The organism is Staphylococcus edaphicus (assembly GCF_002614725.1).
Classification (GTDB): domain Bacteria; phylum Bacillota; class Bacilli; order Staphylococcales; family Staphylococcaceae; genus Staphylococcus; species Staphylococcus edaphicus.
The window spans coordinates 22,008-45,482 of the sequence record NZ_MRZN01000013.1 but is presented as its reverse complement, the minus strand read 5'-3'; the positions used below and the strand labels follow the sequence as shown (position 1 = coordinate 45,482).

The following is a 23,475-nucleotide window of genomic DNA, read 5'->3' as shown; positions in this document are numbered from 1 at the left end:
TAAAACACGGAATTACTATAATCAGTAATTCCGTGTTTTATTATATTCTTTTATTTTTTCTCTTTCATATCTAATAATTGATTTTGTAACTCTGTTTCAAGTACATTTAATTCTGATTCAGCTTGTTTACGTTTCGTGCGGCCTTGCTCTTGAATTTGTAATGTTTGCTCAATTGTTTCAATGATATCATTTTGTGTTGTTTTCAGTGTTTCCATATCAACAACACCGCGTTCATTTTCAGTAGCAGTAGCTAAGGCATTTTGTTTTAATAGCTCTGAATTTTTCAACAATAAATCATTAGTTGTATCAGTCACTGCCTTTTGTGCAGAAACCGCATTACGTTGTCTCATCAGTGTCAGAGCGATAGACATTTGATTTTTCCATAATGGAATACTAGTTAATATTGAACTTTGTATTTTTTCTGCAAGTGCTTGGTTTACATTTTGTATCATGCGTATCTGTGGGGCAGTTTGTATTGCAATTTGTCTAGATAATTGTAAATCATAAATACGCTTATCTAAACGATCAATAAATTGTTCCATATCAGATGCAGCTTGCACATCCATTTGATTCCCAGTCGATTTCGCTTGTTCCCTTAGTTTAGGCACTTCTTTAAGTTGTAAATCAGCTTGTTTCTTTTTAGCAGCTTCAATATATAAAGATAACTCGTCAAAATAATCTTTATTCATATCATATAATTCATCAAGCATATCTATGTCTTTTTTTAAGTTATTCTTATGTTTATCTAACTCAATTGATATACGATCAATTTGTGATCCAACAGATTGCATTTTTGAAAATATTTCATTTACAGATGCTTTTGTTCGTTTGAAAATGCGCTTTAATTTTGATTGGTTTTCTGGATTTAATTCCTCAGGATTAACTGATTTCAATTTACTCATTAAGCCATTTAATGAGTCACCTACAGGCCCAACATCTGTAGTCTTAACTTCGTTTAAAATACGGTGTGAGAATTGTGACATATTAGATTGTGCTTCTGTACCGTAACTTAACAACCCGTCGTTATCCATTGGTTTAATTTGTTCACTCAATTTATCAATTTTTTGTTGATCTTCGTGAGAAAACTGTGTTGTGCTTTTAACGATTTCAGACTCATTTGCTGAATTCTCATCTATATATTTATCCAATGGATGTGAATTAATCGAGTCCTGTTCTCTAACCATAAACTTCCTCTCCATTCTATGTTTATTTGTTTCGCTTCTGCTCAATTTTATTCAATTCCATCTCAATATCTAATTGACTATAATCTTCGTCATTTATTCTTCTTAAATCAGCGACCAGCGTTCGTTTCACTTCATCTAAAGTAATGCGCGTTTGTTCTAATTTTTGCTTTTCTTCTTTAGATTTTTTTGGTGATTTAGACAATCTCGTATACGCTTCAATTAAATTCAAAGCATTATCTATGTGAGAGTAAAAGAAACTTTCAACTTTAAAAAATGCCCCTGGCTGTTGTTTAACAGCAAAATATATTGCGCGAGATATACGATATATCTCATTCACTTGCTTAAAATCTTTAATAGATCTAACATTCACAAAAGATTTGAATATTCTTCTAATTTTATCTTGAGCATTATTTAATTGACTGTTTACAAAATGATAGTCGCGACGTGACAAACCAATTTCTCTTAAATATTTTCTAGAAGTTAGTCGCTGAGTAGGGAAATAAAATACGACAAATGTTGCTACAGATATTAATACATCAAAAATAAAATATATGTCTAGTGCAAAGATACTAGCGAACCATGCAATAACCGCTGCTGGAAAAGCAATAATCATCCCAAAAACACGAGAAATATTATATCTCAAATTTCATCTTCCTTTATATCGTTCTAAATTTTTTCAATGATTGATCATTCTCTAAGTCTTCAATTGTATAGTCTTCAACATGTGATGCTGGAGAGGCACCTTCTGTAACAGCGTTGATAAATTCTGTTAACGATGGCTCATTCCCTTGAGCATAAATATCAACGTAATTGTCAACATTTTCAACAGTACCAACAATATTATGTTTTTGTGCTATTCTTTCCGTATAGTAACGGAAACCCACACCTTGTACCATTCCAAATACTTTAATATGTTTGCGTTGCATGAAAATCACCTCTTAATAACATTATACGAAATTTCACACTACAAAACTAATATTTACGTTTATAATTTAATTGTTATATCGGCCAAAAGTATGAGACAGATAACTTGATTTTGTCTCTTAACCCGTTAGAATATTACACATAGGCAAAAATTGTACGTCTCTGAATTGAAAAACGTCTATCGTTAGTCTTACTAATTTATAGGCTTCATGTAAACATGGGGGACTTTTATTTAGGGTAAATATATCAAAAGTATACATAGGTATATCCAATTTGCACTATGAGTCTAAAATAAAGCACGCGTTTAAATATCAAAAAAATGCAATTTAGACTAATTGTGAAAGGGTGAAATAACATGTGGACAGTTGCAAAAATTCGAGCCGATTACGAAGGTTGGTGGTTATTTAGTGACTGGACTGATCAAATTGTGGAACAGTACAATTTCGAGACATATCAAGAAATGATTACTTTTTATAATTCTTTAATACTAAAAAGTAAAAATGATTATGATAATTACTTAGTTGGCAAATATAATATACATGCATTTTATAATAATTGCGAATTGGGATTTTGCGAAGATTGCGATGAAGATTTACAAATATTCTATAGTTATATTGTTTTAAATAACAATGAAGTTTATTATAATTTACCTATTATTGAATAAACAGTTTATTCACATTTGTCTTGCAATTCACTAACAAATGCTTTATACTGTAAGTCAAGCAATTGTTTTATTCCATATTGCAAAGAATATGCTACAAGTTTTTTGCTATGTTATTGTATTTTTTGTAATATGCGAATAACGCATATTGAATGAATATTAGTCTTGGAGGTTTCACATTTATGAAACAAGGTACAGTAAAATGGTTTAACGCCGAAAAAGGTTTTGGTTTTATCGAAGTTGAAGGAGAAAACGATGTGTTCGTACACTTCTCAGCAATTAACCAAGAAGGTTACAAATCATTAGAAGAAGGTCAATCAGTTGAATTTGAAGTAGTTGAAGGCGATCGCGGTCCTCAAGCTGCAAACGTTGTAAAACTATAATATAGATGCAATATTGACTTATCTAAAGAACCTTGTTAAAGGTTCTTTTTTTTTTGTAGAAATTTTTAACTATTAAGCTACGTCTTCTTATAAGAAGACTTTAAATGTATGTCGTAATTACTAGATTCGGTAACATAATTGATATTTTTAATTGCGTTATATCAATATAAAAAAGATAGCTGTGTTTCCTAAGTGAAACACAGCTATCTTTTTATTTAGTATCGTTTATGATTAATTGGCGTAATGACTGACGCTTAACGACTTCTCTTGCTTTACCATCTTTCAAGAAAAAAACAGAGGGTTTCTGCATTTGATTGTAATTAGAAGCCATAGAGTAGTGATATGCACCTGTAGATAAGATAGCTAAATAATCTCCACGTCGAACTGTACTAGGTATTTTGGCATCTTTGATAATAATATCGCCAGATTCACACAATTTACCAGCAATTGTTACCGTCTCGTCTTTAGGATCATTTCTATTGACTAATAACGCTTCATATTTCGCATCATATAACGATGTTCTAATATGGTCACTCATGCCACCATCGATTGAGACGTATTTGTTAACTTGTGGGATTTCCTTGATTGTTCCAACTTCATATAAAGTGATACCCGCTTCACCTACAATTGAACGACCAGGTTCAATACCAATTTCAGGCACTGGATATTCTGTTTCTTCAGCAATTGCCTTTATAGCAGAAGTAATTTCAGAAATACCCTCTTCAATAGGGAAGCTGATGTCCTCCTCAACATATTTAATGCCAAAGCCACCGCCTAGATTAATCAAATCAACTTGGATATCATTTTCTTTTAACCATTTGATAACAATATTAGCTGTTTCAATCATTGCCTCAGTTCCTTCTATTTGCGAACCGACATGGAAGTGAACACCTTTAAGTTTTAACTTTTTAGAATTACTTACTTTTTCAACACCTTGTATTGCCAAGCCGTGTTTAATGGATAGTCCAAATTTACTATCTTCTTGTCCTGTTTGTATAAATTCATGAGTATGTGCTTCAACACCTGGATTTAATCTAATAACTACATTGACTTCTTCACTCGCATATCGCTCAATAAGGTCTATTTCTTCTAATGAATCAATAACAATATAGCCAACCTTACTTTCTAAAGCATATTGAATTTCATGCTTCGTTTTATTGTTGCCGTGAAAATGTATATGTTGTGACTCAAATCCAGCTTCTAATGCTGTGTACAGTTCTCCTTCAGATACCACATCTAATTCGAGTCCTTCTTCTTGTACTAATTTAACCATTTGTAAACAAGTAAATGCTTTAGAAGCATATGAAATATTATAATTCAGTCCACTTTGTTTAAACGCTTCATGATAACGTCTCATTTGATTTCTAATTTGTACTTCATCATAAACAAAAGTAGGCGTTCCAAAACTCTGCGCTATCGTTTTTAGGCTCGTACCTCCCATTGTAAGTTCACCATTGTCATTATATTCTACTACCATATTTTATCTATACTCCTTTATTAATGAGTCATGATTCATTGCACTTAATTGTTCTGAATTAGCGCCAACACCTTTAAAAGTAAATTCATCGACGCGCATATTGTTATTATATAGTATCACTTCATCTTGTGCATTAACACTATCATCAACTTCTACAAACATATGACTCATCATAAGTGCTCGAATAGGGTAACGCTTGTTATTTATCAATGCTTCATGTTGCGCTCTTGCTTTGAGTATACCGTCTCCATAGCCAATATCAACTACTGCTAATTTAGTATTATTTTTAGTCGCTTCAAAAGCAAAGCTATAACCACAAAAATCACCCGCATTGACTTCGCGCACTTGAATTACATTACCTTTAACTGTCAAAGATTGTTGTATGTCAAATTCACTTATCGATTTATAAGGCCTTGAACCATACAATGCGATACCTACACGCGCATGTGTATGGTTAGATAATACACCCTGTTCACGATAATAACTCGCACTATTTTGGGCATGAATCATGTCGAAATGATAACCTTCATCCAGCAATGTATTTACAACGCTCAACCACGATGTGCGTTCTGTATCATACTCTGAAACGTCAAATTCATCTGCATAACCAAAGTGGGTCCATAAGCCTTTAATACACATTTTTCGTTTATTATTATTCTGAGTATGATGTTGTAGCACTTCTTTTATTTCTTCAATTGTTTTAAAACCGGATCGATGTAATAAATTTTCATATTCTAAGTGAACTTCTATGTCGTATAGTTCATTAATATTTTCATAATAAAAGGAAAGGGAAGGCAATGTCATCTGAATATGATGTTGACGTATTTTATCGAATTCATTAACTGCATTCATTAAAAAAATGGTTGCATTTGGCGCTATGTTACGTATACGAATTGCTTCTTTAAGTGAAGTGGTACTGAAAGTATCAATGCCAATGTTTAAAAATTGTTCAACTGCAAACTCAAGTCCATAGTGATAAGCATTATTTTTCACTACTGCCATGATTGAGTTGTTTTGCTTCACATGTTCAGCATTTTTTCTAAATAGCTGTCGATTCACGGACCATATGGCTGTCATTACGATTGCACCTCGCTATATGATTTTAATATTTGTTCATAGTAATCAGCAATTCGTATCAATATAGATTCATTAAAATTCAAATGGGATGTATGTAAACCGGTAACAAATCCTTGTGTTTCGTCACGAACACCCACAAATACAAAATAGCTTGGTGCAATTTGGCTATAGAAACTAAAATCTTCCCCAAATAAGTATGGCGTAGGTTTATCAATTACTTCAAACTCAGCATTTACTAAGCCATTTTCAACGTGTTTTCTTAATTGAGGATCATTATATGTAGGTGGATATCCTTCTTCGAATTTTACTTCGCAGTCTACATTAAATAATAATTTCACACTTTCGCTAATTTTAGTCATTTGCTGTTTTACTATTTCTAAATCTTTTACGTCATATGTTCGAATCGTACCTTCTAAATATCCATTACTTGGAACCGTATTGATAGCCTCTCCAGCTTCAAAGTGACCCATATGTACAATGTTTCGTTTCAAACCATTTAAATGGTATTGTTGAATTTGTCCTACTTGTGTTAATACATGCTGTAAGGCTTCGCCACACGAATGACCTTGTTCTTTATCCGCAACGTGACTAGAAAGACCATGCAAATAAAATCTATATTCAGTAGCACTCGCTGTCATTTCTTCATCTCTAATCACAACACGACCTTCATTTTCAAATGGCATAACATGTACACCAAAAACCGATTCAATAGGGTATTTATCGAATGCACCTGCACGTATCAAACGATTCGCACCTCCACCTGTTTCTTCAGCAGGTTGAAATATAAATACAATATTTTGAGGAAGTTCGCTTTTATCTGCCATTATTTTACAGCGCTTCACAAATAGCATTAGGGCAGTTGTATGTCCATCATGACCACAAGCATGCATGACATGATCAACTGTGCTTCTGTATGGAACATCATTTTCTTCAAAGATGGGTAACGCATCGATGTCAGCGCGATATGCGATTGTATGTGCACCATTTCCAGATAAATAAGCAATTACACCAGTATCTAATGGACGTTCATATTGAATACCTAATGCTTCTAAAAAACGAACAATATAATTGGTTGTTTCATACTCATGTAAACTTAATTCCGGGTGCATATGTAAATAACGTCTGTGATCTGTTACAAATTCCAACTCATTCATTATTATCAAATCCTTCAAGTTAATATATTAATGCAGTTTATAAAAATAAAAATTCAACTTAATATGTATACTAGTCATTTGTTATTAGTATGAAAATAGGAGGCTAGACAAACTTATCAAATAATAGGGCAATATAGCACCAAACCTTTGATAAACAGAGACATCATAGCAAAAATATAGTGCCTCGTCTAAACCTCCTACATTGTTAAAATGATTAACATGTCTTTATTTGATATACATGACATGCAGTCATAACCATCATTCAAAACGCATTAAATTTCCAAACTAGTCATTTAATTTTCTTAACGCTGAAACGATTTCACGTTTTGAATCTTCAACTTCACTTGTTTGTTTAATTACTTTAGCTGGCGTACCGGCAACTACTGCACCTGCAGGAACATCTTGCGTTACGATTGCGCCAGCAGCCACAATTGCACCAGCACCTACACGTACACCTTCGAGAATTACTGCATTCGCTCCGATAAGAACATCATCCTCAATGATAACAGGTGACGCACTTGGTGGTTCTATAACGCCAGCTAACACTGATCCTGCACCAACATGTACATTTTTGCCTGTTGTAGCACGACCACCCAATGTTGCATTCATATCAACCATTGTGCCTTCTCCAACAACTGCACCAATATTAATTGTCGCACCCATCATGATTACAGCACCATCCTCAATTGTAGCTTGTTCACGAATAAATGCACCGGGTTCTATACGTGCATTCGTATTCGTTAAATCTTTTAACGGAATTGCTGAGTTTCGACGATCCATTTCAACTTCAACATCCTTAATAACAGATTGATTAGACTCATAAAATGGTTTCCAATCCTCTGCTTCACAAAAAATAACTTTAGAATCCGATGAACCAAATACTTTAAAGTTATTAGGGAATACTACATCCTCAAAATCGCCATTGATGTATACTTTAAGTGGTGTAGATTTTTTTGCATCACTTATATATTGAATTATTTCTTCTGCCGTTAAATGTTGTACCATAATTAAATTCGCTCCTTAGGGTTTATAGATTGTCAAAAGTATAAAAACCATTTTTATTTTGTATTAATTTTTCTGCCGCGCCAATTGCACCATTGGCAAATATATCTTTAGATTGTGCACGATGTGTAATTTCAATTGTTTCATCTGTACCTGCAAAAAGTACATCATGTTGACCGACAATCGTACCTCCTCGAACGGAATGAATACCAATTTCATCTTGTGAACGTTTTTCAGTAATTTCATGTCTATCGTAAACAGGCGTCGAATAATCACGTAAAGACTCAATAACATCATATAATTTAACTAAAGTGCCGCTTGGTGCATCGACTTTTTTATTATGATGTGCTTCTGTAAGTTCGATGTCAAAATCTTGTAACAAAGGTACAGCCGCTTCTAAAATTTTTGTGAGAGCATGTACACCATAGCTCATATTTGCACTGAAGAATACTGGCACGTTATTACTAAGTTCTTTTAATTTACTAATGATTGTTTCTTTTTCACCAGTAGTTGCAATAACTAAAGGTAAGTTAAAATCTTCATCTAATAAAGATAAGAGTAATTCTGGGTTTGAAAAATCAATTGCAACGTCCGCTTCAGTAGCATCTGCGATATGTTCGAAAGTAGGGTAGGGATAACTTTTCTCACTATTTCTCACAATAATCCCAACAATCTCATGTTTTTTCTCCTCAGCCAATCTTGCTACACGCTGATTCATAGCGCCAAATCCAATTAATAAAATTTTCATGTATTTCCACCTGCTTTAAACTGTTCATAAGCTTGTTCTAATATTTGACGCTCTTTATCTCTAAGCGTAACAAGCGGTAAACGAACTTCATAATTACCGAATCCTTCAACTGCAGTTAGTGCTTTAATTGGTATAGGATTGACATCCACTGATAAGGCATCTAACAATGTTTGAATAGATTGAAATTGTGACTGAATATTTTCTCCATTTTGTTTAGCATCATATAAAGATTGCAAGGCGTATGGAATAACATTGGCAACTACGGAAATAACACCATGACCACCTTTATCAAAGTAATCGACCACATTATCGTCGTTGCCACTATATAATGCAAATTCATCTAAATTGATTCTTTGCTTTAAATCATCTAAATAATCAAAATCGTTTGTCGCATCTTTTAATCCAACGATATATTCATTTTTACTTAGTGTTTCAACTGTTGCTGTTTCGATAGTCATGTTTGTACGAGAGGGCACATTATACAATATAACCGGTAACTTGGCTGCATCGGCAATTGTTGTAAAATGAGCGATTAAACCTCTTTGATTTGTTTTATTGTAATATGGTGTTATCAGCATAATTGCATCCGCACCAATTTCACGTGCACGAACTGAAGCTTGAATTGACTTCTGTGTATTATTCGTACCTGTACCTGCAATTACAGGCACTTGACCATCTACTTCATTAACTACAATCTCTAATACTTGGTTTTTTTCATCATCTGTTAGTGTTGGATTCTCAGCTGTTGTACCATTTACTACTAATGATTGTGCACCGTTATCTAGTAAATATTTAACGTGTCTTCTTAGTGCATCAAAGTCGATTTCATTATGTGTGAACGGCGTTGCTAAAGCAACACCCACACCTTCAAATATATGTCCCATATTATTTTACTCCTTTCAAGCTCATTACTTGTTCAAGTATTTGTACTGCATTCAATGCTGCACCTTTCAGTAAGTTGTCAGAAGTACACCATACATGGAACGTATTATCTAAGCTGTCATCTCTACGAATACGTCCAACAAAAATTTCATCTCTACCTGTAGAATGAATTGCTAATGGATATTCATTATTTTGTGGATTGTCAATGAGTACAACACGCTCATCTTGTTCAAACAAATCTTGAATGGCAGAAACCGTTGCTTCTTTTTCTAATGTTACGCTCATGTGCACGCTGTGACTATCTTGCACAGGAACTCGAACACAAGTAGCTGTCACGTTTAAATTATCATCTTTTAAAATTTTACGCGTTTCATCAATCATTTTTTGTTCTTCTTTTGTATACCCGTCTTCAAGGAAAGTATCTATATGTGGTAACACATTGTTATAAATAGGGTGGGGATATGCTTCCGGTTCTTTACCATTTATACCTTCTGCTAAATCTTCTTTACCTTTCACACCTGAACCCGACACTGCTTGATATGTTGTATACGCAACACGTTTCAATCCAAATGTATCTTGTAATGGTTTCAATGGAACTACAGATTGAATTGTAGAGCAGTTAGGATTTGCAATGATTTTTCTTGCTAATTTTGGTTCGTTGACCTCTGGTACAATTAAATCAATATCTTTAGTCATTCTCCATTGACTAGAATTGTCAATGACGATAGCACCCGCTTGTTCGAAAATAGGAGAATAATGTTCACTTGTACTGCCACCTGCACTCATTAAAACATAGTCAAAAGCTTCACTCGCTGCTTCGTCAGTTAATTCACGAACTGTGTATGATTTACCTTGAAACGTTATTTGTTCTCCTGCTGATCTAGCTGATGAAAATAGTACTAATTCGTCAAAGTTAATTTCTTTTCTATCTATTGTTTCTAACATTTTTCTTCCTACTAAACCTGTTGCACCCGCAATTGCTAATCTAGTCATATACAAAACACTCCATTTTTATTTTAGTTAATTTTAAAAATTATGAAAATTCAGATATCAAACACTTCATATAATGTCTGTACAGCACGTTCACCGTTATTGGCATCAATCACACATGAAATACTAATTTCTGATGTTGTTGTTTGATAAAACGATATATTATTTTCAATCAAGGTAATAAATGCTTTTGAAGCAACGCCTGACATATCTCTCATACCAGATCCAATTAGAGAAAGTTTAACGTAGTCCTCGTTTATTTTAAAATCTAAAGCGCTAAAACTTTCTTTTAATATGTCTAGAATAGATGAAATCTGTGCTACATCTGTGTCCTTAATTGTAAAAGACATTTGCAAGCCTTCTAAATTAACAATTTGAGAAATCATATCTACATTCACAGCACCTTCTTCTAATTTACTAAACAATTCTGTAAGTAATTTATTATCAGGCAAGGGGTAACTAATTGTAACATGCATCATATGAGTATCTAATGCAACACCCGTGACGGCTTTTTTCTCTAAAATTTCTGTTTGAGACATAATCCAAGTTCCTTTCACATTTGATAAAGTTCTACCTAAATATAGGGGGATATTATAGTTATTTGCTAATTCAACACTTCTCGTTTCTAACACTCCGGCACCTAATGCACTCATTTCCATCATTTCTTCATAAGATACATAATCAAGACGTTTCGCTTTTTTATATACGCGGGGGTCCGTAGCATAAACGCCATCCACATCTGTATATATCTCACATGGTGTATTATTACTAGCTGCCAACGCCACGGCAGTCGTATCAGAACCACCACGTCCTAATGTAGTTACCTCTAATGCATCATTAATCCCTTGGAAACCCGCGACAACAAGTACATCATTTTCCTCAAAAGCCTGTTCAAATGTGTTTGGATTAATTTCCGCTATGCGACTTTTCAAATGATGACCGACTGTTTTAATACCAGCTTGATAACCTGTCATCGCTTTAGCATTAATCCCAATGTCATTCAATACCATTGATAAATACGAAACGGTTTGTTGTTCTCCAGTAGTTAGTAAGAGTGCTAATTCCTGATCTTTTGGACTAGTCGTTAATGTTGAAACATTTGCCATCAATTCATCAGTCGTTTTACCCATAGCACTTACGACCACAATAAGTTGTTCTCCTTGTTGAATTCTTAAACTGAGCATCTCAGCTATATTTTTAATTTTAGTAAAATCACTAACTGAAGAGCCTCCAAACTTCAAAACACTTCTTTCCAAATCTATATCCTCCTCATTGAATAGGGGAGAATCACAGTAATATAAAAAAGAACAAGTCCGGAATGCGAACCTGTTCTATAATATATATACAAGTGATGCACTCCATTATTTTAAAATAATGACAGACTCTTAGCTCTTAACCATAAAGTCCAACGTGTTATAAGCTGCTATTATAACTGTTTCGGCATCTCACCCTTTCAAAATTAGCTGCTAGCAGTCAGGTTCTTCTAATTTTTACTAATGATTGATGCGCCTCATCAAAAACTTATTTAATTTTTGTTTATGTTTCATATTATACATAGGCATATATGTACTGTAAACCGCTTTTCACTAATTTTTTAAATTTACTGAAAAATATGACATTTAAAACATACTTTTTACCTCGGAAATGTAAAATCACACACTTTTGATGTGCTATTGTGCTTTTTCCTTACTGTAAACATAAATCAATCCCTTAAAATTCTTCATAAGTGGCTGGATCTTGACCTTTTAATCGACCATTTTGTTGTGTCAATTTGTTAATTTTATCGATATCTTGTTGTTCTAATGTAAAATCAAACACATCTTTATTTTGAATTTGTCGTGCAATAGATGTTGACTTAGGGATAGGGACGACACCGTTTTGTACATGCCATTTCAGTATAATTTGAGGAATCGTTTTATTATATTTTTCAGCAATGACTGCAACGTCCTTATCATTAATCACCTCAGAAGCTCGTCCTAATGGACTCCATGCCTGTGTAATAATCCCTTTTTCATTATGGAACGCAACCATATCTTGTTGATTAAAATATGGATGTAATTCAATTTGGTTAACTACAGGCAATACTCCCGTTTCTTTTTCTAATGTTTCGATATGCTCAGGTAAGAAGTTACAGACTCCAATTGATTTAATAAGACCAGATTTTTGAGCATCAACCATAGCTTGCCATGCTTCTACAAATTTCCCTTGCTTAGGATTAGGCCAATGAATTAAATATAAATCTAAATAATCAACGCCTAAGCGATAAATGGATTCTTGGATGGCAACCATAGCTGCATCATAGTCATGATAACGACCAGGTAATTTTGAAGTTATAATTACTTGATCTCTTGTGACATGACTATTTTCAATAGCTTTACCCACAGTGCCTTCGTTTTCATAATTATATGCCGTATCTAATAATCGATAACCTTGATTCAAAGCATTTGTAATGGCAAAGGCACCATGTGACCCATTAAGTTTATATGTACCAAATCCAATTTGGGGTATTACTTGTCCATCAAGCATATTTAAATTGTCCATTTAAACATTCCTCCTATAATTTAATTAATTATGATTATATAATTCTAAAAATGCTTTTTAAAGCGATCGGCCTATAAAATGCTGGTTAGATAATTAAAAGGCGCAGTACATCAATCAATTTATACTAAAATAATATCAACCAGAGTAGGTTAGGTGTTAGATAATAAAACAGAGGCTAGGACATCATTGGTTCGTCCCAGCCTCTGTTTATATTTTTCAATTCTAGTCATATTTGCCGTGGGGGGCGACAAAATCTTTTTAATAAGTTTAGATTTTTGCCCAATTCCCAGTTTAATAAACTGCTGATTATTTAGATAAAACACCAGATTCTTCTAAATATGCTTCGTATGAGATTTCTTTAGAAACTGCACCAGCAGGGTTTAAATCAATGACACGATTTGCTATTGTATTGATAAACTCAAAATCATATGAAGTAAAGATGATTGAACCTTTGAAGTTCTTTAATCCATCATTTACTGCAGTAATACTTTCCAAGTCTAAATGATTTGTAGGTTCATCTAATAACAATACGTTTGCACTTGATAGCATCATTTTACTTAACATACAACGTACTTTCTCTCCACCTGAAAGGACGCTTGCTTTTTTCTTAACTTCTTCACCACTGAATAGCATTCTTCCCAAGAAACCACGTAAGAACGTCTCAGTTTGTTCATCTTCAGGTGCGTATTGGCGTAACCAATCAACTAAATTCATATCTACACCTTCAAAGTAAGCTGAATTATCTTTAGGGAAGTAGCTACGTGAAGTAGTAACACCCCATCTTACTGTACCTTCATCAGGTTCCATTTCACCAGCCAGAATCTTTAATAACGTCGATTTAGCAAATTCACTATCGCCAATTAATACAGCTTTGTCATTAGGATCCATCGTAAATGAAATGTTATCTAGTACTTTCACACCATCAATTGTTTTTGAAAGGTTTTCTACAAATAATAAATCATTGCCAATTTCACGTTCTGGCGTAAACTTAACGAATGGGTAACGACGTGATGAAGGTTGAATATCATCAAGTTCGATTTTTTCAAGTTGTTTTTTACGACTTGTTGCTTGTTTTGATTTAGAAGCATTAGCCGAGAAACGTGCGACGAAATCTTGCAACTCTTTAATTTTTTCTTCTTTTTTCTTATTTTGATCTTGTGCCATTTTCATTGCTAATTGGCTAGATTGATACCAAAAATCATAGTTACCAACATAAACTTTAATCTTTCCATAATCTAAGTCAGCAATGTGAGTACATACGTTGTTTAAAAAGTGTCTATCGTGAGAGACTACTATAACTGTATTTTCAAAATTAATTAAGAAATCTTCCAACCAACTAATCGCAGGAATATCTAAACCATTGGTAGGCTCATCTAGTAGCAATACGTCTGGCTTGCCAAAAAGACTTTGTGCCAATAACACTTTTACTTTTTGATTATTTTCTAACTCTGACATTGTTTTATCTTGTAAATCCGCTTTAATTCCAAGTCCAGAAAGTAGGGAACCAGCATCTGCTTCCGCGTTCCACCCGTCCATTTCTGCAAACTCGCCTTCTAATTCAGCAGCTCTAATACCATCTTCATCACTGAAGTCTGGCTTCATATAGATTTCATCTTTTTCTTTCATTACAGCATATAAACGTTCATGTCCTTTAATGACTACATCTATAACACGTTCATCTTCAAATGCAAAGTGATCTTGCTTTAATACTGCTAGACGTTCGTTTTTACCCATAGATACATGCCCCGTTTGAGCATCTAATTCTCCAGATAAAATTTTCAAGAACGTTGATTTTCCTGCACCATTTGCGCCAATCAATCCATAGCAATTGCCATCTGTAAATTTAATATTTACATCTTCAAATAGCTTACGATCACCAAATCGTAAACTTACATCAGTAACTTGTAACATGCATTTACTCCTTTTCGTTAATCTACCGCACAAATTATAACACACTTATCTAGTACTTTCGAGCTTTCGCGCTAGACTGATGCTTGTTTATCTATAGCATGTTATAATAAAGAAGAATAAATATAAGTACGAAGGAGAAAAGTATGGCCCAAGATGAAAAAGATATTGTAGGTTCAATAGAATTCCTTGAAGTTATGGGATTAGAAGGATCCACATACAAATTAAAAGGACCAAATGGTGAAGAAGTAAAACTAAACCAATCTGAAATTAGCGACGATGATGAATTACAAATAGGCGAAGAATATAGCTTCTTTGTTTATCCAAATAGATCTGGTGCATTATTTGCCACTCAAAATATGCCAGATATAACAACGGATAAATACGATTTTGTAAAAGTATTAAAAACAGATAGAGATGGCGCGCATGTTGATGTAGGCTTACCAAGAGAAGTATTAATCCCATGGGAAGACCTTCCAAAAGTCAAAGAAGTCTGGCCAGTGCAAGGCGATGAATTATTTGTTACTTTACGTATAGATAGAGATAACAACATGTTCGCTCGTTTAGCAACGGAAACAATCGTAGAACAAATGTATACGCCTGTATTTGATAACGAACAACAGAACCAAATTATCGAAGCGAGACCGTATCGCTTATTAAGAATTGGTAGTTTTCTCTTATCAAAAGATGGTTATAAAATATTCGTTCATGAATCAGAACGTAAACAAGAACCAAGATTAGGGGAGAATGTAAGCGTTCGTATTATAGGCCACAATGAAAAAGGCGAATTAAACGGTTCATTCTTACCATTAGCTCATAAAAGACTAGATGATGATGGACAACACATATTTGATTTATTAGTTGAATATGAAGGCGAGTTACCTTTTTCTGATAAATCAAGCCCAGAAGCAATTAAAGAAATTTTTAATATGAGTAAAGGTGCATTCAAAAGAGCCATTGGCCATCTTTATAAAAATAAAATTATCACGATAGAAAGTGGTAAAATCACTTTAACCAAACATGGCTGGGAAAGAATTGAAAAATAGTTTCTTCTATTATAGTACTGTGCACTTTGTAAATAATATCATTAAAATTTCACATCATAATTTAACTAATTGATTATAATTCTAACGCGTTCATATAACCCAATATCATACAGTACGCGATATTAAAACCTGAAAATACTACTTTTTTGTAGTAAGTTTCAGGTTTTTTTATATGCCTGTAGCGAATGTGTTCTATTTTTGTAATATAAGAACGATAGTAAAACATTGATTTAAAGGGAATTAGCTAAGAAAACGATCTTATTATGTTACAAATATAAATATTGTAAACAATAATAATAATCCCTTAACAAAACATTTACATTATCTATATTTGTATTTAATAAAAGGCGTGTAGTATAGGAACTGTAAGAAATACATATAACTTTTTGGGTTATTCATTTATTAGGAGGATGTTTCAATGAAAAAATGGCAATTATTTGGTACTACAGCAATTGGTGCTTCACTTTTATTAGGTGCTTGTGGCGGCGGTAATGCTGGTTCAAGTAAAGACGGAGGAGAAGTAAAAGGCGATGGTTCATCAACAGTAGGTCCAATCATTGAAAAACTAAACGAAAAATTTGCTAAAGATAATAAAGATGTAACTGTATCAAATGGTACTGCTGGTACTGGTGGCGGTTTCGAAAAATTCATCTCAGGTAGTACTGATTTTTCAAATGCATCTAGACCAATAAAAGATGAAGAGAAGAAAAAATTAGATGATAAAGGGATTAAATATGACGAGTTCAAAATTGCGCAAGACGGTGTAACAATTGCTGTCAGCAAAGATAATGATTTCGTTAACGAATTATCTAAAGATCAACTTAAAGAAATATATTCAGGTAAAGCTAAAACGTGGAAAGATGTTAATCCTAAATGGCCTTCTAAAGAAATTAAAGCTTTCTCACCTGACCAATCACATGGTACTTACGATTTCTTCACTGAAGAAGTAATGGACAAAGGTGATATTAAAGCAGAGAAAAATGCTGATACAAACGTAATTGTTCAATCAGTAGAAAAGAACAAAGAAGGTATCGGTTACTTCGGTTATAACTTCTATGAACAAAATAAAGATAAATTAAAAGAAGTTAAAATTAAAGACGACAAAGGTCAAACAACTGAACCTACTAAGAAAACAATCCAAGATGGTTCTTATGCTTTAAGCAGACCATTATACATCTATACTAATGAGAAAAAACTTAAAGATAACAAAGGATTCCAAGACTTCATGAAGTTTGTTCTTGAAGACAAAGGTAAATCAGCTAACGATGCTGGATTCGTTGCATTACCGAAGAAAGATTACAATGAACAACAATCTAAACTAAAAGATATTATTGGCAAAGACAGTAAAAAAGAAGATAAAGAAGAAAGTAAATAATAGCTTAGGGTTGGGATTCTGGAATTGGGGGACAAAGTTAGATTTCTTAGATACTTTGTCTTCTAATGTCCAGGCCCAACTTTTTTAAATAATTGGGAGTTTACAAGAAGGAAGGAATTCATATGGCGAATAATAACCTCTCCGTAAGTGAAATGATAGCAAAAAATAACGCTAAAAAGAATGGCGCAAGCGATAAAGTTGCACCTATTATCTTAGGCCTAATAGCCGTCTTTTCTATATTAGCTACTGTTGGGATAGTTATAACATTGTTGACTGAAACCATTACGTTCTTTACACGTGTTTCGTTAGCAGACTTTTTCTTAACGATGGAATGGAACCCATTCTCATCATCACCTAAATATGGTATTTGGGCATTAATTCTCGGGACATTAAAGATTACAGCCATTGCTACTATTGTAGCCGTACCACTTGGTTTAGGTGCTGCACTTTATTTAAGTGAATATGCATCTAGTAGAGCGAGAAGTATTATCAAACCAATTCTTGAAATATTATCCGGTATTCCTACAATTGTATTTGGTTTCTTCGCACTGACATTTGTAACACCATTATTACGCTCAATCTTCCCTGAACTTGGTAGTTTCAACTCTATCAGTCCTGGTATTGTCGTAGGTGTTATGATTATACCTTTGATTTCTAGTATGAGTGAAGATGCAATGTCTTCAGTGCCAAACAAGATGCGTGAAGGCGCATTAGGACTTGGTGCAACAAAATTTGAAGTAGCTACTAAAGTAGTCTTACCTGCAGCAACTTCTGGTGTCATGGCCTCCATTGTACTAGCTGTATCTCGTGCAATCGGTGAAACAATGATTGTATCGTTAGCTGCCGGGAGCACACCATCCGCATCACTTGATTTAACTGGCTCTATCCAAACAATGACTGGTTATATCGTACAAGTAGCAACAGGGGATGCAACATTCGGTTCAGACATTTATTACAGTATTTATGCTGTAGGTTTCACATTATTCTTATTTACATTAATTATGAACTTAATTTCACATTGGATTACGAAACGTTTCAGAGAGGAGTATTAATATGGCTGAAGCTAATAATAGTAAAGTACTTGTCGATCAAAACACTGTTGAAAAGAACCTCTCTGGGAGATTGTCGGTTAATAGGCTTAATAAATGGGCATTTTTTGCATGTACGATGATCGGATTGCTCGTCTTAGCGGCATTGATTATTGATACTTTAATCAAAGGGGTCGGTCACTTAACACCATCATTCTTCACAAGTTTCTCATCATCTACACCATCCATGGCAGGTGTCAAGGGGGCACTCATTGGTACAATTTGGTTGATGGTTACGATTATTCCAATTTCTATAATTTTAGGTGTCGGTACAGCCATTTATTTAGAAGAATACGCAAAAAACAATGCATTCACAAGTTTTATAAAAGTAAGCATCTCTAATTTAGCCGGTGTCCCATCAGTCGTATTCGGTTTACTAGGATTAACTATTTTTGTAAGAGGTATGGGAGTGGAATCGTTAGCATTAGGTAATTCTATCTTAGCTGCCGCACTTACAATGTCATTACTTATCTTACCGGTAATCATTGTGGCTAGTCAGGAAGCGATAAGAGCCGTGCCTAATTCGGTTAGAGAAGCATCGTACGGCCTAGGTGGTAATAAATGGCAAACAATCAGACGTGTCGTATTACCAGCTGCCATACCAGGTATTTTAACTGGCTTTATTTTAGCATTATCTCGTGCATTAGGTGAGACAGCACCACTCATTCTTATTGGTATACCAACTGTATTGTTACAATTGCCTTCAAGTATCTTTGATCAATTCCAAGCATTACCAATGGCAATTTACAGCTGGGCGAAATTACCACAAGCAGAATTCCAAAACGTAGCTTCTGCAGGCATTATTGTATTGCTAGTTATCTTATTATTGATGAATGCAATTGCAATTTTCTTAAGAAACAAATATAGCAAAAAATTCTAATTCATAATCTATAAAAAGCATTAAACCTAGGCTAGTAAACTGGGAATATTCGATTTATTTTAAATCGATAACTACTAGTCTTCTATAAAAAAGGAGTTTTAATTATGGCTAACAAACAAATAATTGACAAAAATGATGATTTACAGGCACATACAGACCGCAATGATACACCTATTTCAACTATTGAACCTAATCACACTGAAAAGACTATTCCAGATAGTGAAAAGAAAATTGTTTATTCTACAAAGAATTTAGACTTATGGTACGGTGAAAATCACGCGCTTAAAAACATTAACTTAGATATTTTAGAAAACAATGTTACTGCTATTATAGGACCATCCGGTTGTGGTAAATCAACTTATATCAAAGCTTTAAATCGAATGGTGGAACTCGTACCTTCAGTAAAAACTGCTGGTAAAATTATGTATCGTGACCAGAATATTTTTGACGAAAAACATTCTGTTGAAAAATTAAGAACTAATGTAGGAATGGTATTTCAACAACCCAATCCGTTCCCTAAATCAATTTATGATAATATCACTTATGGTCCAAAAATTCATGGTATCAAAAATAAAAAAGTGTTAGATGAAATTGTAGAAAAATCGTTACGCGGTGCTGCAATTTGGGATGAGTTGAAAGATCGCTTAGACACGAATGCCTATAGTTTATCAGGTGGGCAACAGCAACGTGTATGCATTGCACGTACATTAGCAATTGAACCAGATGTTATCTTAATGGATGAACCAACATCTGCACTAGACCCAATTTCAACATTAAAAGTTGAAGAACTTGTTCAAGAATTAAAAGAAAAATACTCAATCATTATCGTTACACATAACATGCAACAAGCTGCTCGTGTTTCTGATAAGACAGCATTCTTCCTTAACGGCTATGTGAACGAATACGATGATACAGATAAAATCTTCTCTAATCCTTCTGATAAACAAACTGAAGATTATATCTCAGGTCGTTTCGGTTGATCGATATATGGCTATAATCAGACAAAAATATGAAGGCCAACTCGACGGTTTAATAAAAGATTTACGTCGACTTGGTCTTCATGTATATCAAAATATTGAATTTGCATTGACATCGTTAAGTGAAGAGGATCGGAATTTTGCCAGAGAGTCCATTGCCAGAGATAAAATTGTAAACGAACTTGAAACTGAAATTAATGAAAAAGTTATTATGCTGATTACGAAACAGCAACCCATTGCAACCGATTTAAGATTGATGATGGCAGCATTAAAAATTGCATCTGATTTTGAGCGTATAGGTGATAACGCTGCAAATATTGCTGAAATTAGATTAAGAGCAAAAATCATTGATCATTACGTACTGACAAGGCTTAATACAATGGGTAAATTAGCATTGTTAATGTTAAAAGATTTAAATGATGCAGTTAAAAATAATGACGTTACCCTTATAAAAGAAATTATCGAACGAGATAAGGATATTGATGATTTGTATAAAAATATTGTTAATACAACCTACTTAATTGACAATGACCCATTTGTGGCAGGGCAAGCACACTTAGCAGCGCGTCACTTAGAACGCATAGGTGATCACATTACAAACATTGCAGAAAACATATATTTCTTTATAACTGGTAATCGTTATGAATCTTACAATAAATAATATAATAAAGCACAGTGAGCGCGAAATTTTTATTTTCAACTCACTGTGCTTTTTAATTTTATAAATCTGCTTCAATTTCACTGGTTAATTTTTCTAATTCATCAACAAGACTACCGATATAGCCAATTGTTGATTTTAATGGGGCGTCTGTACGAATATCAATGCCCGCTATATCAGCTAATTCAACAGGGGACTTACTTCCACCTGCTTTAAGCGTTTCTAACCAAGCATCTACGGCTGGCTGTCCTTCACTTTGAATACGTTGAGACATAACTGTACCTATAGTTAAACCAGCAGAATATGTGTAAGAATACAAGCCCATATAATAATGTGGCTGTCTCATCCAAGTCAACTCTGTACCTTCAGTTAATTTCACACTATCACCAAAGAATTGACCATACACATCTAGCATAATTTGATTTAAAACAGGCGCCGTTAATGACTCACCGCGGTCGACTTTTTTGTAAACTTCTCTTTGATAGGCCGCCTCAAGTAAATGAGTTACCATATTATGGTAATATGTTCTAGAAATTATTGAACCGATAACCCAACGTTTAAATTTCGGATCATTACTATTTTTAAATAAATAGTTGGACATTAACATTTCGTTCATAGTAGAAGGTGCTTCTACAAAGTACATTGACGCTTCTGATTCTAAATAGTTTTGATTTGCTTGAGCTAAGGTAAAATGTCCCGCATGGCCTAATTCATGGGCTAATACAAATGTTTCAGTCATTTTTCCTGTCCAAGAAATGAATACGTAGGAATGTGATGCATAAGGACTAGCGCAATAGGCTCCCGTATCTTTTCCTTTATTTTGAGCAAAATCAATCCATCTGTCATCATATGCTGCTTCGACCATTTTCAAGTAATCTTGTCCAAGTACCTCTAAAGCACCAAATATATATCGCTTTGATGATTCTATAGAAATTTCCGGCTCATAATTAGGATCTATTGATACTTTTAAATCTTCAAATCCCATTACATTAAGGCCATGTACATGTTTGATTAGCTTAGCATATTTTTGCATGATAGGCGCTAAATCACTCATGATGACATCTATTTGTCTATCAAACATTTCACGCGTAACTTCTTGTTCTTGTAATAAATAATCAATAACTGAGTCATAACCTCTTAAATCAGCTTCTATTTTCTCTTGTTGTACTTGCATATTATAAGTAGCCGCTGTAGTATGCTGATATTTACGTAATGCATTGCTAAAATATTTAAAGCTCGTTTCTCTAAAACCTTTATCTGGATGATCTTCATACTCATTTTCAAATGTAGCGTAATCTAAAGGATATGTTTGGTTATTGTACTCAAATGATTCAAAATCAATATCTAACATTTTTGTTGTCCCATATAAATCGAAAACGCTGTCAAAAGTGGGAGATAAACTAGCTAATACTTTCTCAACTTCTGCAGATAATTTATACGCTTTTTTAGCTTTAATTTTTGTTAAAAAGTGGGGATATTGAGACGTCTTTATTAATTCGTCTAACGTTGTATCTGACAGTTCTAGTATCTCTGATTCTACAAAAGATAATTCACTTGCAATTTTTCCATATGAAGTTGAAAATTTAGCATTTAATGTTTGAGCCTCTTCATTTGCTGTATTAACACTTAACTTCAATTCAGCATAGTTTGCCATACGATCTAGCTGAATTAATATATCAGAATAAGCATTCAGTGCAACTTCTATCATCTCTGCATGATTCAATCGTTCTGTAAATTGCTTATTGAATGCTTTGGCATCATTTAAAGTATCTTCCAATACTTGATAAAATGCTTTATCTGAAGTAAATAAGTCTGTGATATCCCAAGTTTCATTTAATGGGACATCATTTCTAAACGGCAATGTTTCAGTCATTTAATCACTCCTTAATATAAATTGAGGTTTTCCTTAATTATACATGAAAGATGATAACATAACACAATTCTAAGTTTAGTTGTTATTAAAGTGGGGAACATAAATAAAAATTAGATTTACGATTACTTCGTTTGTCAAAATACAATGTTTTAATACTACTGTAGCCCGAAGGAAATTTTGGTTAATTGTAGTATACTAGTAATCATTAGATTGAAATGATAAACAAAAGAATGTAAGGAGTGCAACAAATGACAATATTTGATATGCCTAATTATTTATGGATTTCAGTAGTTGCAGTTATACTAGTTACTATTTTCTGTAATCTTGCCTTAAATAAATGGTTTGTCCCAGCTGTATTAACTATCGTCGTATTAGGAATAGCAGCTTTCTTAATTCCTAATTTTGAAGACATTACATATGAACCATTACTAGGATTTGCAGCATTTATGGCTGTATTAAGTTTAATTATTAGTTTTCTCATTTGGTATTTCACACGTAATTGGAGACGCAATCGTCGCGATAAAAAAGCAAGAAAAGAAATTCGTAAACGTGGTGGAATTCCAAAAGATGAAATAGAAGATTATAGACAACATTAAATAAGAGCAAACAAAAACGAATTGTAGTGATTTAAGTTACAATTCGTTTTT

General features: G+C 33.6%; 23 protein-coding genes and 1 riboswitch. Of the genes, 9 read left to right on the top strand and 14 right to left on the bottom strand.

The window, feature by feature from the left end; all coding sequences use genetic code 11:
- Positions 1 to 50: 50 nt before the first annotated feature.
- Genes BTJ66_RS08660 through BTJ66_RS08650 form a run of 3 tightly spaced genes read right to left on the bottom strand, consistent with a single transcriptional unit; the run spans position 51 to position 2,110 of the window.
- Positions 51 to 1,184 (bottom strand): toxic anion resistance protein, encoded by a 1,134-nt coding sequence (locus tag BTJ66_RS08660; protein ID WP_099090570.1) that lies wholly within the window; start codon positions 1,182 to 1,184, stop codon positions 51 to 53.
- A gap of 22 nt (positions 1,185 to 1,206) precedes the next feature.
- On the bottom strand, positions 1,207 to 1,827 hold the full coding sequence (locus BTJ66_RS08655) for a 5-bromo-4-chloroindolyl phosphate hydrolysis family protein (RefSeq protein ID WP_099090569.1): 621 nt from the start codon (positions 1,825 to 1,827) through the stop codon (positions 1,207 to 1,209).
- 13 nt (positions 1,828 to 1,840) lie between these two features.
- Complete coding sequence (locus BTJ66_RS08650; RefSeq protein ID WP_099090568.1) at positions 1,841 to 2,110, bottom strand: acylphosphatase; 270 nt, start codon at positions 2,108 to 2,110, stop codon at positions 1,841 to 1,843.
- Positions 2,111 to 2,463: 353 nt separating this feature from the next.
- Here BTJ66_RS08650 and msaA point away from each other — a divergent pair, with 353 nt between their 5' ends.
- Both msaA and cspA read left to right on the top strand, forming a co-directional pair.
- Positions 2,464 to 2,772: a regulatory protein MsaA gene (gene msaA / locus BTJ66_RS08645; protein ID WP_099090567.1), complete on the top strand. Its 309-nt coding sequence runs from the start codon at positions 2,464 to 2,466 to the stop codon at positions 2,770 to 2,772.
- 179 nt (positions 2,773 to 2,951) lie between these two features.
- Complete coding sequence (gene cspA, locus BTJ66_RS08640; protein WP_001831260.1) at positions 2,952 to 3,152, top strand: cold shock protein CspA; 201 nt, start codon at positions 2,952 to 2,954, stop codon at positions 3,150 to 3,152.
- Between the two features lie 211 nt (positions 3,153 to 3,363).
- On the opposite strand, the gene lysA is transcribed toward cspA, so the two are convergent.
- From lysA to BTJ66_RS08590, 10 genes are all read right to left on the bottom strand, one after another.
- Positions 3,364 to 4,629: a diaminopimelate decarboxylase gene (lysA, locus tag BTJ66_RS08635; protein WP_099090566.1), complete on the bottom strand. Its 1,266-nt coding sequence runs from the start codon at positions 4,627 to 4,629 to the stop codon at positions 3,364 to 3,366.
- 3 nt (positions 4,630 to 4,632) lie between these two features.
- Entirely contained in the window at positions 4,633 to 5,706 is a 1,074-nt protein-coding gene (gene alr, locus BTJ66_RS08630; RefSeq protein ID WP_099090565.1) for an alanine racemase, read from the bottom strand.
- Positions 5,706 to 6,860: a M20 metallopeptidase family protein gene (locus BTJ66_RS08625; RefSeq protein ID WP_099090564.1), complete on the bottom strand. Its 1,155-nt coding sequence runs from the start codon at positions 6,858 to 6,860 to the stop codon at positions 5,706 to 5,708. Before BTJ66_RS08625 ends, alr begins: the two co-directional genes overlap by 1 nt.
- Before the next feature lie 285 nt (positions 6,861 to 7,145).
- The gene (dapD, locus tag BTJ66_RS08620) at positions 7,146 to 7,865 is read right to left on the bottom strand and encodes a 2,3,4,5-tetrahydropyridine-2,6-dicarboxylate N-acetyltransferase (RefSeq protein WP_099090563.1); all 720 of its coding nucleotides are present in this window, start codon (positions 7,863 to 7,865) and stop codon (positions 7,146 to 7,148) included.
- 22 nt (positions 7,866 to 7,887) lie between these two features.
- Positions 7,888 to 8,610 carry a 4-hydroxy-tetrahydrodipicolinate reductase gene (dapB, locus tag BTJ66_RS08615; RefSeq protein WP_099090562.1) on the bottom strand — a complete coding sequence of 241 codons (723 nt, stop codon included), beginning with the start codon at positions 8,608 to 8,610 and terminating at the stop codon, positions 7,888 to 7,890.
- The gene (gene dapA, locus BTJ66_RS08610; RefSeq protein ID WP_099090561.1) at positions 8,607 to 9,494 is read right to left on the bottom strand and encodes a 4-hydroxy-tetrahydrodipicolinate synthase; all 888 of its coding nucleotides are present in this window, start codon (positions 9,492 to 9,494) and stop codon (positions 8,607 to 8,609) included. The genes dapB and dapA overlap by 4 nt, the downstream gene beginning before the upstream one ends.
- Position 9,495: 1 nt before the next feature.
- Entirely contained in the window at positions 9,496 to 10,485 is a 990-nt protein-coding gene (locus tag BTJ66_RS08605) for an aspartate-semialdehyde dehydrogenase (RefSeq protein ID WP_099090560.1), read from the bottom strand.
- A 50-nt stretch (positions 10,486 to 10,535) separates the two neighbouring features.
- Positions 10,536 to 11,738: an aspartate kinase gene (locus BTJ66_RS08600; RefSeq protein ID WP_099090559.1), complete on the bottom strand. Its 1,203-nt coding sequence runs from the start codon at positions 11,736 to 11,738 to the stop codon at positions 10,536 to 10,538.
- Between the two features lie 87 nt (positions 11,739 to 11,825).
- Positions 11,826 to 12,004: riboswitch (Lysine riboswitch) on the bottom strand.
- Positions 12,005 to 12,192: 188 nt separating this feature from the next.
- On the bottom strand, positions 12,193 to 13,023 hold the full coding sequence (locus BTJ66_RS08595) for an aldo/keto reductase (RefSeq protein WP_099090558.1): 831 nt from the start codon (positions 13,021 to 13,023) through the stop codon (positions 12,193 to 12,195).
- 306 nt (positions 13,024 to 13,329) lie between these two features.
- A complete protein-coding gene (locus BTJ66_RS08590) occupies positions 13,330 to 14,934 on the bottom strand; it encodes an ABC-F family ATP-binding cassette domain-containing protein (protein ID WP_099090557.1) in 1,605 nt (534 codons plus the stop codon).
- A gap of 143 nt (positions 14,935 to 15,077) precedes the next feature.
- On the opposite strand from BTJ66_RS08590, the gene cvfB reads away from it, so the two are divergent.
- The 6 genes from cvfB (at position 15,078) to phoU (ending at position 20,958) form a co-directional block, all read left to right on the top strand.
- A complete protein-coding gene (gene cvfB, locus BTJ66_RS08585; protein WP_099090556.1) occupies positions 15,078 to 15,977 on the top strand; it encodes an RNA-binding virulence regulatory protein CvfB in 900 nt (299 codons plus the stop codon).
- Between the two features lie 418 nt (positions 15,978 to 16,395).
- Positions 16,396 to 17,352: a PstS family phosphate ABC transporter substrate-binding protein gene (locus tag BTJ66_RS08580; protein WP_099090555.1), complete on the top strand. Its 957-nt coding sequence runs from the start codon at positions 16,396 to 16,398 to the stop codon at positions 17,350 to 17,352.
- A gap of 122 nt (positions 17,353 to 17,474) precedes the next feature.
- Positions 17,475 to 18,404, top strand: coding sequence for a phosphate ABC transporter permease subunit PstC (gene pstC, locus BTJ66_RS08575; RefSeq protein WP_099090554.1), 930 nt, complete (start codon positions 17,475 to 17,477; stop codon positions 18,402 to 18,404).
- A 1-nt stretch (position 18,405) separates the two neighbouring features.
- Complete coding sequence (gene pstA / locus BTJ66_RS08570) at positions 18,406 to 19,320, top strand: phosphate ABC transporter permease PstA (protein ID WP_099090553.1); 915 nt, start codon at positions 18,406 to 18,408, stop codon at positions 19,318 to 19,320.
- A gap of 104 nt (positions 19,321 to 19,424) precedes the next feature.
- Complete coding sequence (pstB, locus tag BTJ66_RS08565; RefSeq protein WP_099090552.1) at positions 19,425 to 20,300, top strand: phosphate ABC transporter ATP-binding protein PstB; 876 nt, start codon at positions 19,425 to 19,427, stop codon at positions 20,298 to 20,300.
- Positions 20,301 to 20,307: 7 nt separating this feature from the next.
- Entirely contained in the window at positions 20,308 to 20,958 is a 651-nt protein-coding gene (gene phoU / locus BTJ66_RS08560) for a phosphate signaling complex protein PhoU (RefSeq protein WP_099090551.1), read from the top strand.
- 58 nt (positions 20,959 to 21,016) lie between these two features.
- Here phoU and pepF read toward each other — a convergent pair whose 3' ends face one another.
- On the bottom strand, positions 21,017 to 22,828 hold the full coding sequence (pepF, locus tag BTJ66_RS08555) for an oligoendopeptidase F (RefSeq protein ID WP_099090550.1): 1,812 nt from the start codon (positions 22,826 to 22,828) through the stop codon (positions 21,017 to 21,019).
- A gap of 248 nt (positions 22,829 to 23,076) precedes the next feature.
- Between pepF and BTJ66_RS08550 the strand changes: the two genes are divergently transcribed.
- Positions 23,077 to 23,424 (top strand): heme biosynthesis HemY N-terminal domain-containing protein, encoded by a 348-nt coding sequence (locus BTJ66_RS08550; protein ID WP_099090549.1) that lies wholly within the window; start codon positions 23,077 to 23,079, stop codon positions 23,422 to 23,424.
- Positions 23,425 to 23,475 lie beyond the last annotated feature (51 nt).

Coding starts and splice junctions, on each gene's coding strand:
- pstA (WP_099090553.1), top strand. CDS start 18,406: ATGGCTGAAGCTAATAATAGTAAAGTACTTGTCGATCAAAACACTGTT.
- BTJ66_RS08590 (WP_099090557.1), bottom strand. CDS start 14,934: ATGTTACAAGTTACTGATGTAAGTTTACGATTTGGTGATCGTAAGCTA.
- BTJ66_RS08660 (WP_099090570.1), bottom strand. CDS start 1,184: ATGGTTAGAGAACAGGACTCGATTAATTCACATCCATTGGATAAATAT.
- alr (WP_099090565.1), bottom strand. CDS start 5,706: ATGACAGCCATATGGTCCGTGAATCGACAGCTATTTAGAAAAAATGCT.
- pstB (WP_099090552.1), top strand. CDS start 19,425: ATGGCTAACAAACAAATAATTGACAAAAATGATGATTTACAGGCACAT.
- pepF (WP_099090550.1), bottom strand. CDS start 22,828: ATGACTGAAACATTGCCGTTTAGAAATGATGTCCCATTAAATGAAACT.
- BTJ66_RS08595 (WP_099090558.1), bottom strand. CDS start 13,023: ATGGACAATTTAAATATGCTTGATGGACAAGTAATACCCCAAATTGGA.
- BTJ66_RS08625 (WP_099090564.1), bottom strand. CDS start 6,860: ATGAATGAGTTGGAATTTGTAACAGATCACAGACGTTATTTACATATG.
- phoU (WP_099090551.1), top strand. CDS start 20,308: ATGGCTATAATCAGACAAAAATATGAAGGCCAACTCGACGGTTTAATA.
- dapD (WP_099090563.1), bottom strand. CDS start 7,865: ATGGTACAACATTTAACGGCAGAAGAAATAATTCAATATATAAGTGAT.
- BTJ66_RS08605 (WP_099090560.1), bottom strand. CDS start 10,485: ATGACTAGATTAGCAATTGCGGGTGCAACAGGTTTAGTAGGAAGAAAA.
- dapA (WP_099090561.1), bottom strand. CDS start 9,494: ATGGGACATATATTTGAAGGTGTGGGTGTTGCTTTAGCAACGCCGTTC.
- BTJ66_RS08580 (WP_099090555.1), top strand. CDS start 16,396: ATGAAAAAATGGCAATTATTTGGTACTACAGCAATTGGTGCTTCACTT.
- lysA (WP_099090566.1), bottom strand. CDS start 4,629: ATGGTAGTAGAATATAATGACAATGGTGAACTTACAATGGGAGGTACG.
- dapB (WP_099090562.1), bottom strand. CDS start 8,610: ATGAAAATTTTATTAATTGGATTTGGCGCTATGAATCAGCGTGTAGCA.
- BTJ66_RS08550 (WP_099090549.1), top strand. CDS start 23,077: ATGACAATATTTGATATGCCTAATTATTTATGGATTTCAGTAGTTGCA.
- BTJ66_RS08650 (WP_099090568.1), bottom strand. CDS start 2,110: ATGCAACGCAAACATATTAAAGTATTTGGAATGGTACAAGGTGTGGGT.
- cvfB (WP_099090556.1), top strand. CDS start 15,078: ATGGCCCAAGATGAAAAAGATATTGTAGGTTCAATAGAATTCCTTGAA.
- cspA (WP_001831260.1), top strand. CDS start 2,952: ATGAAACAAGGTACAGTAAAATGGTTTAACGCCGAAAAAGGTTTTGGT.
- pstC (WP_099090554.1), top strand. CDS start 17,475: ATGGCGAATAATAACCTCTCCGTAAGTGAAATGATAGCAAAAAATAAC.
- msaA (WP_099090567.1), top strand. CDS start 2,464: ATGTGGACAGTTGCAAAAATTCGAGCCGATTACGAAGGTTGGTGGTTA.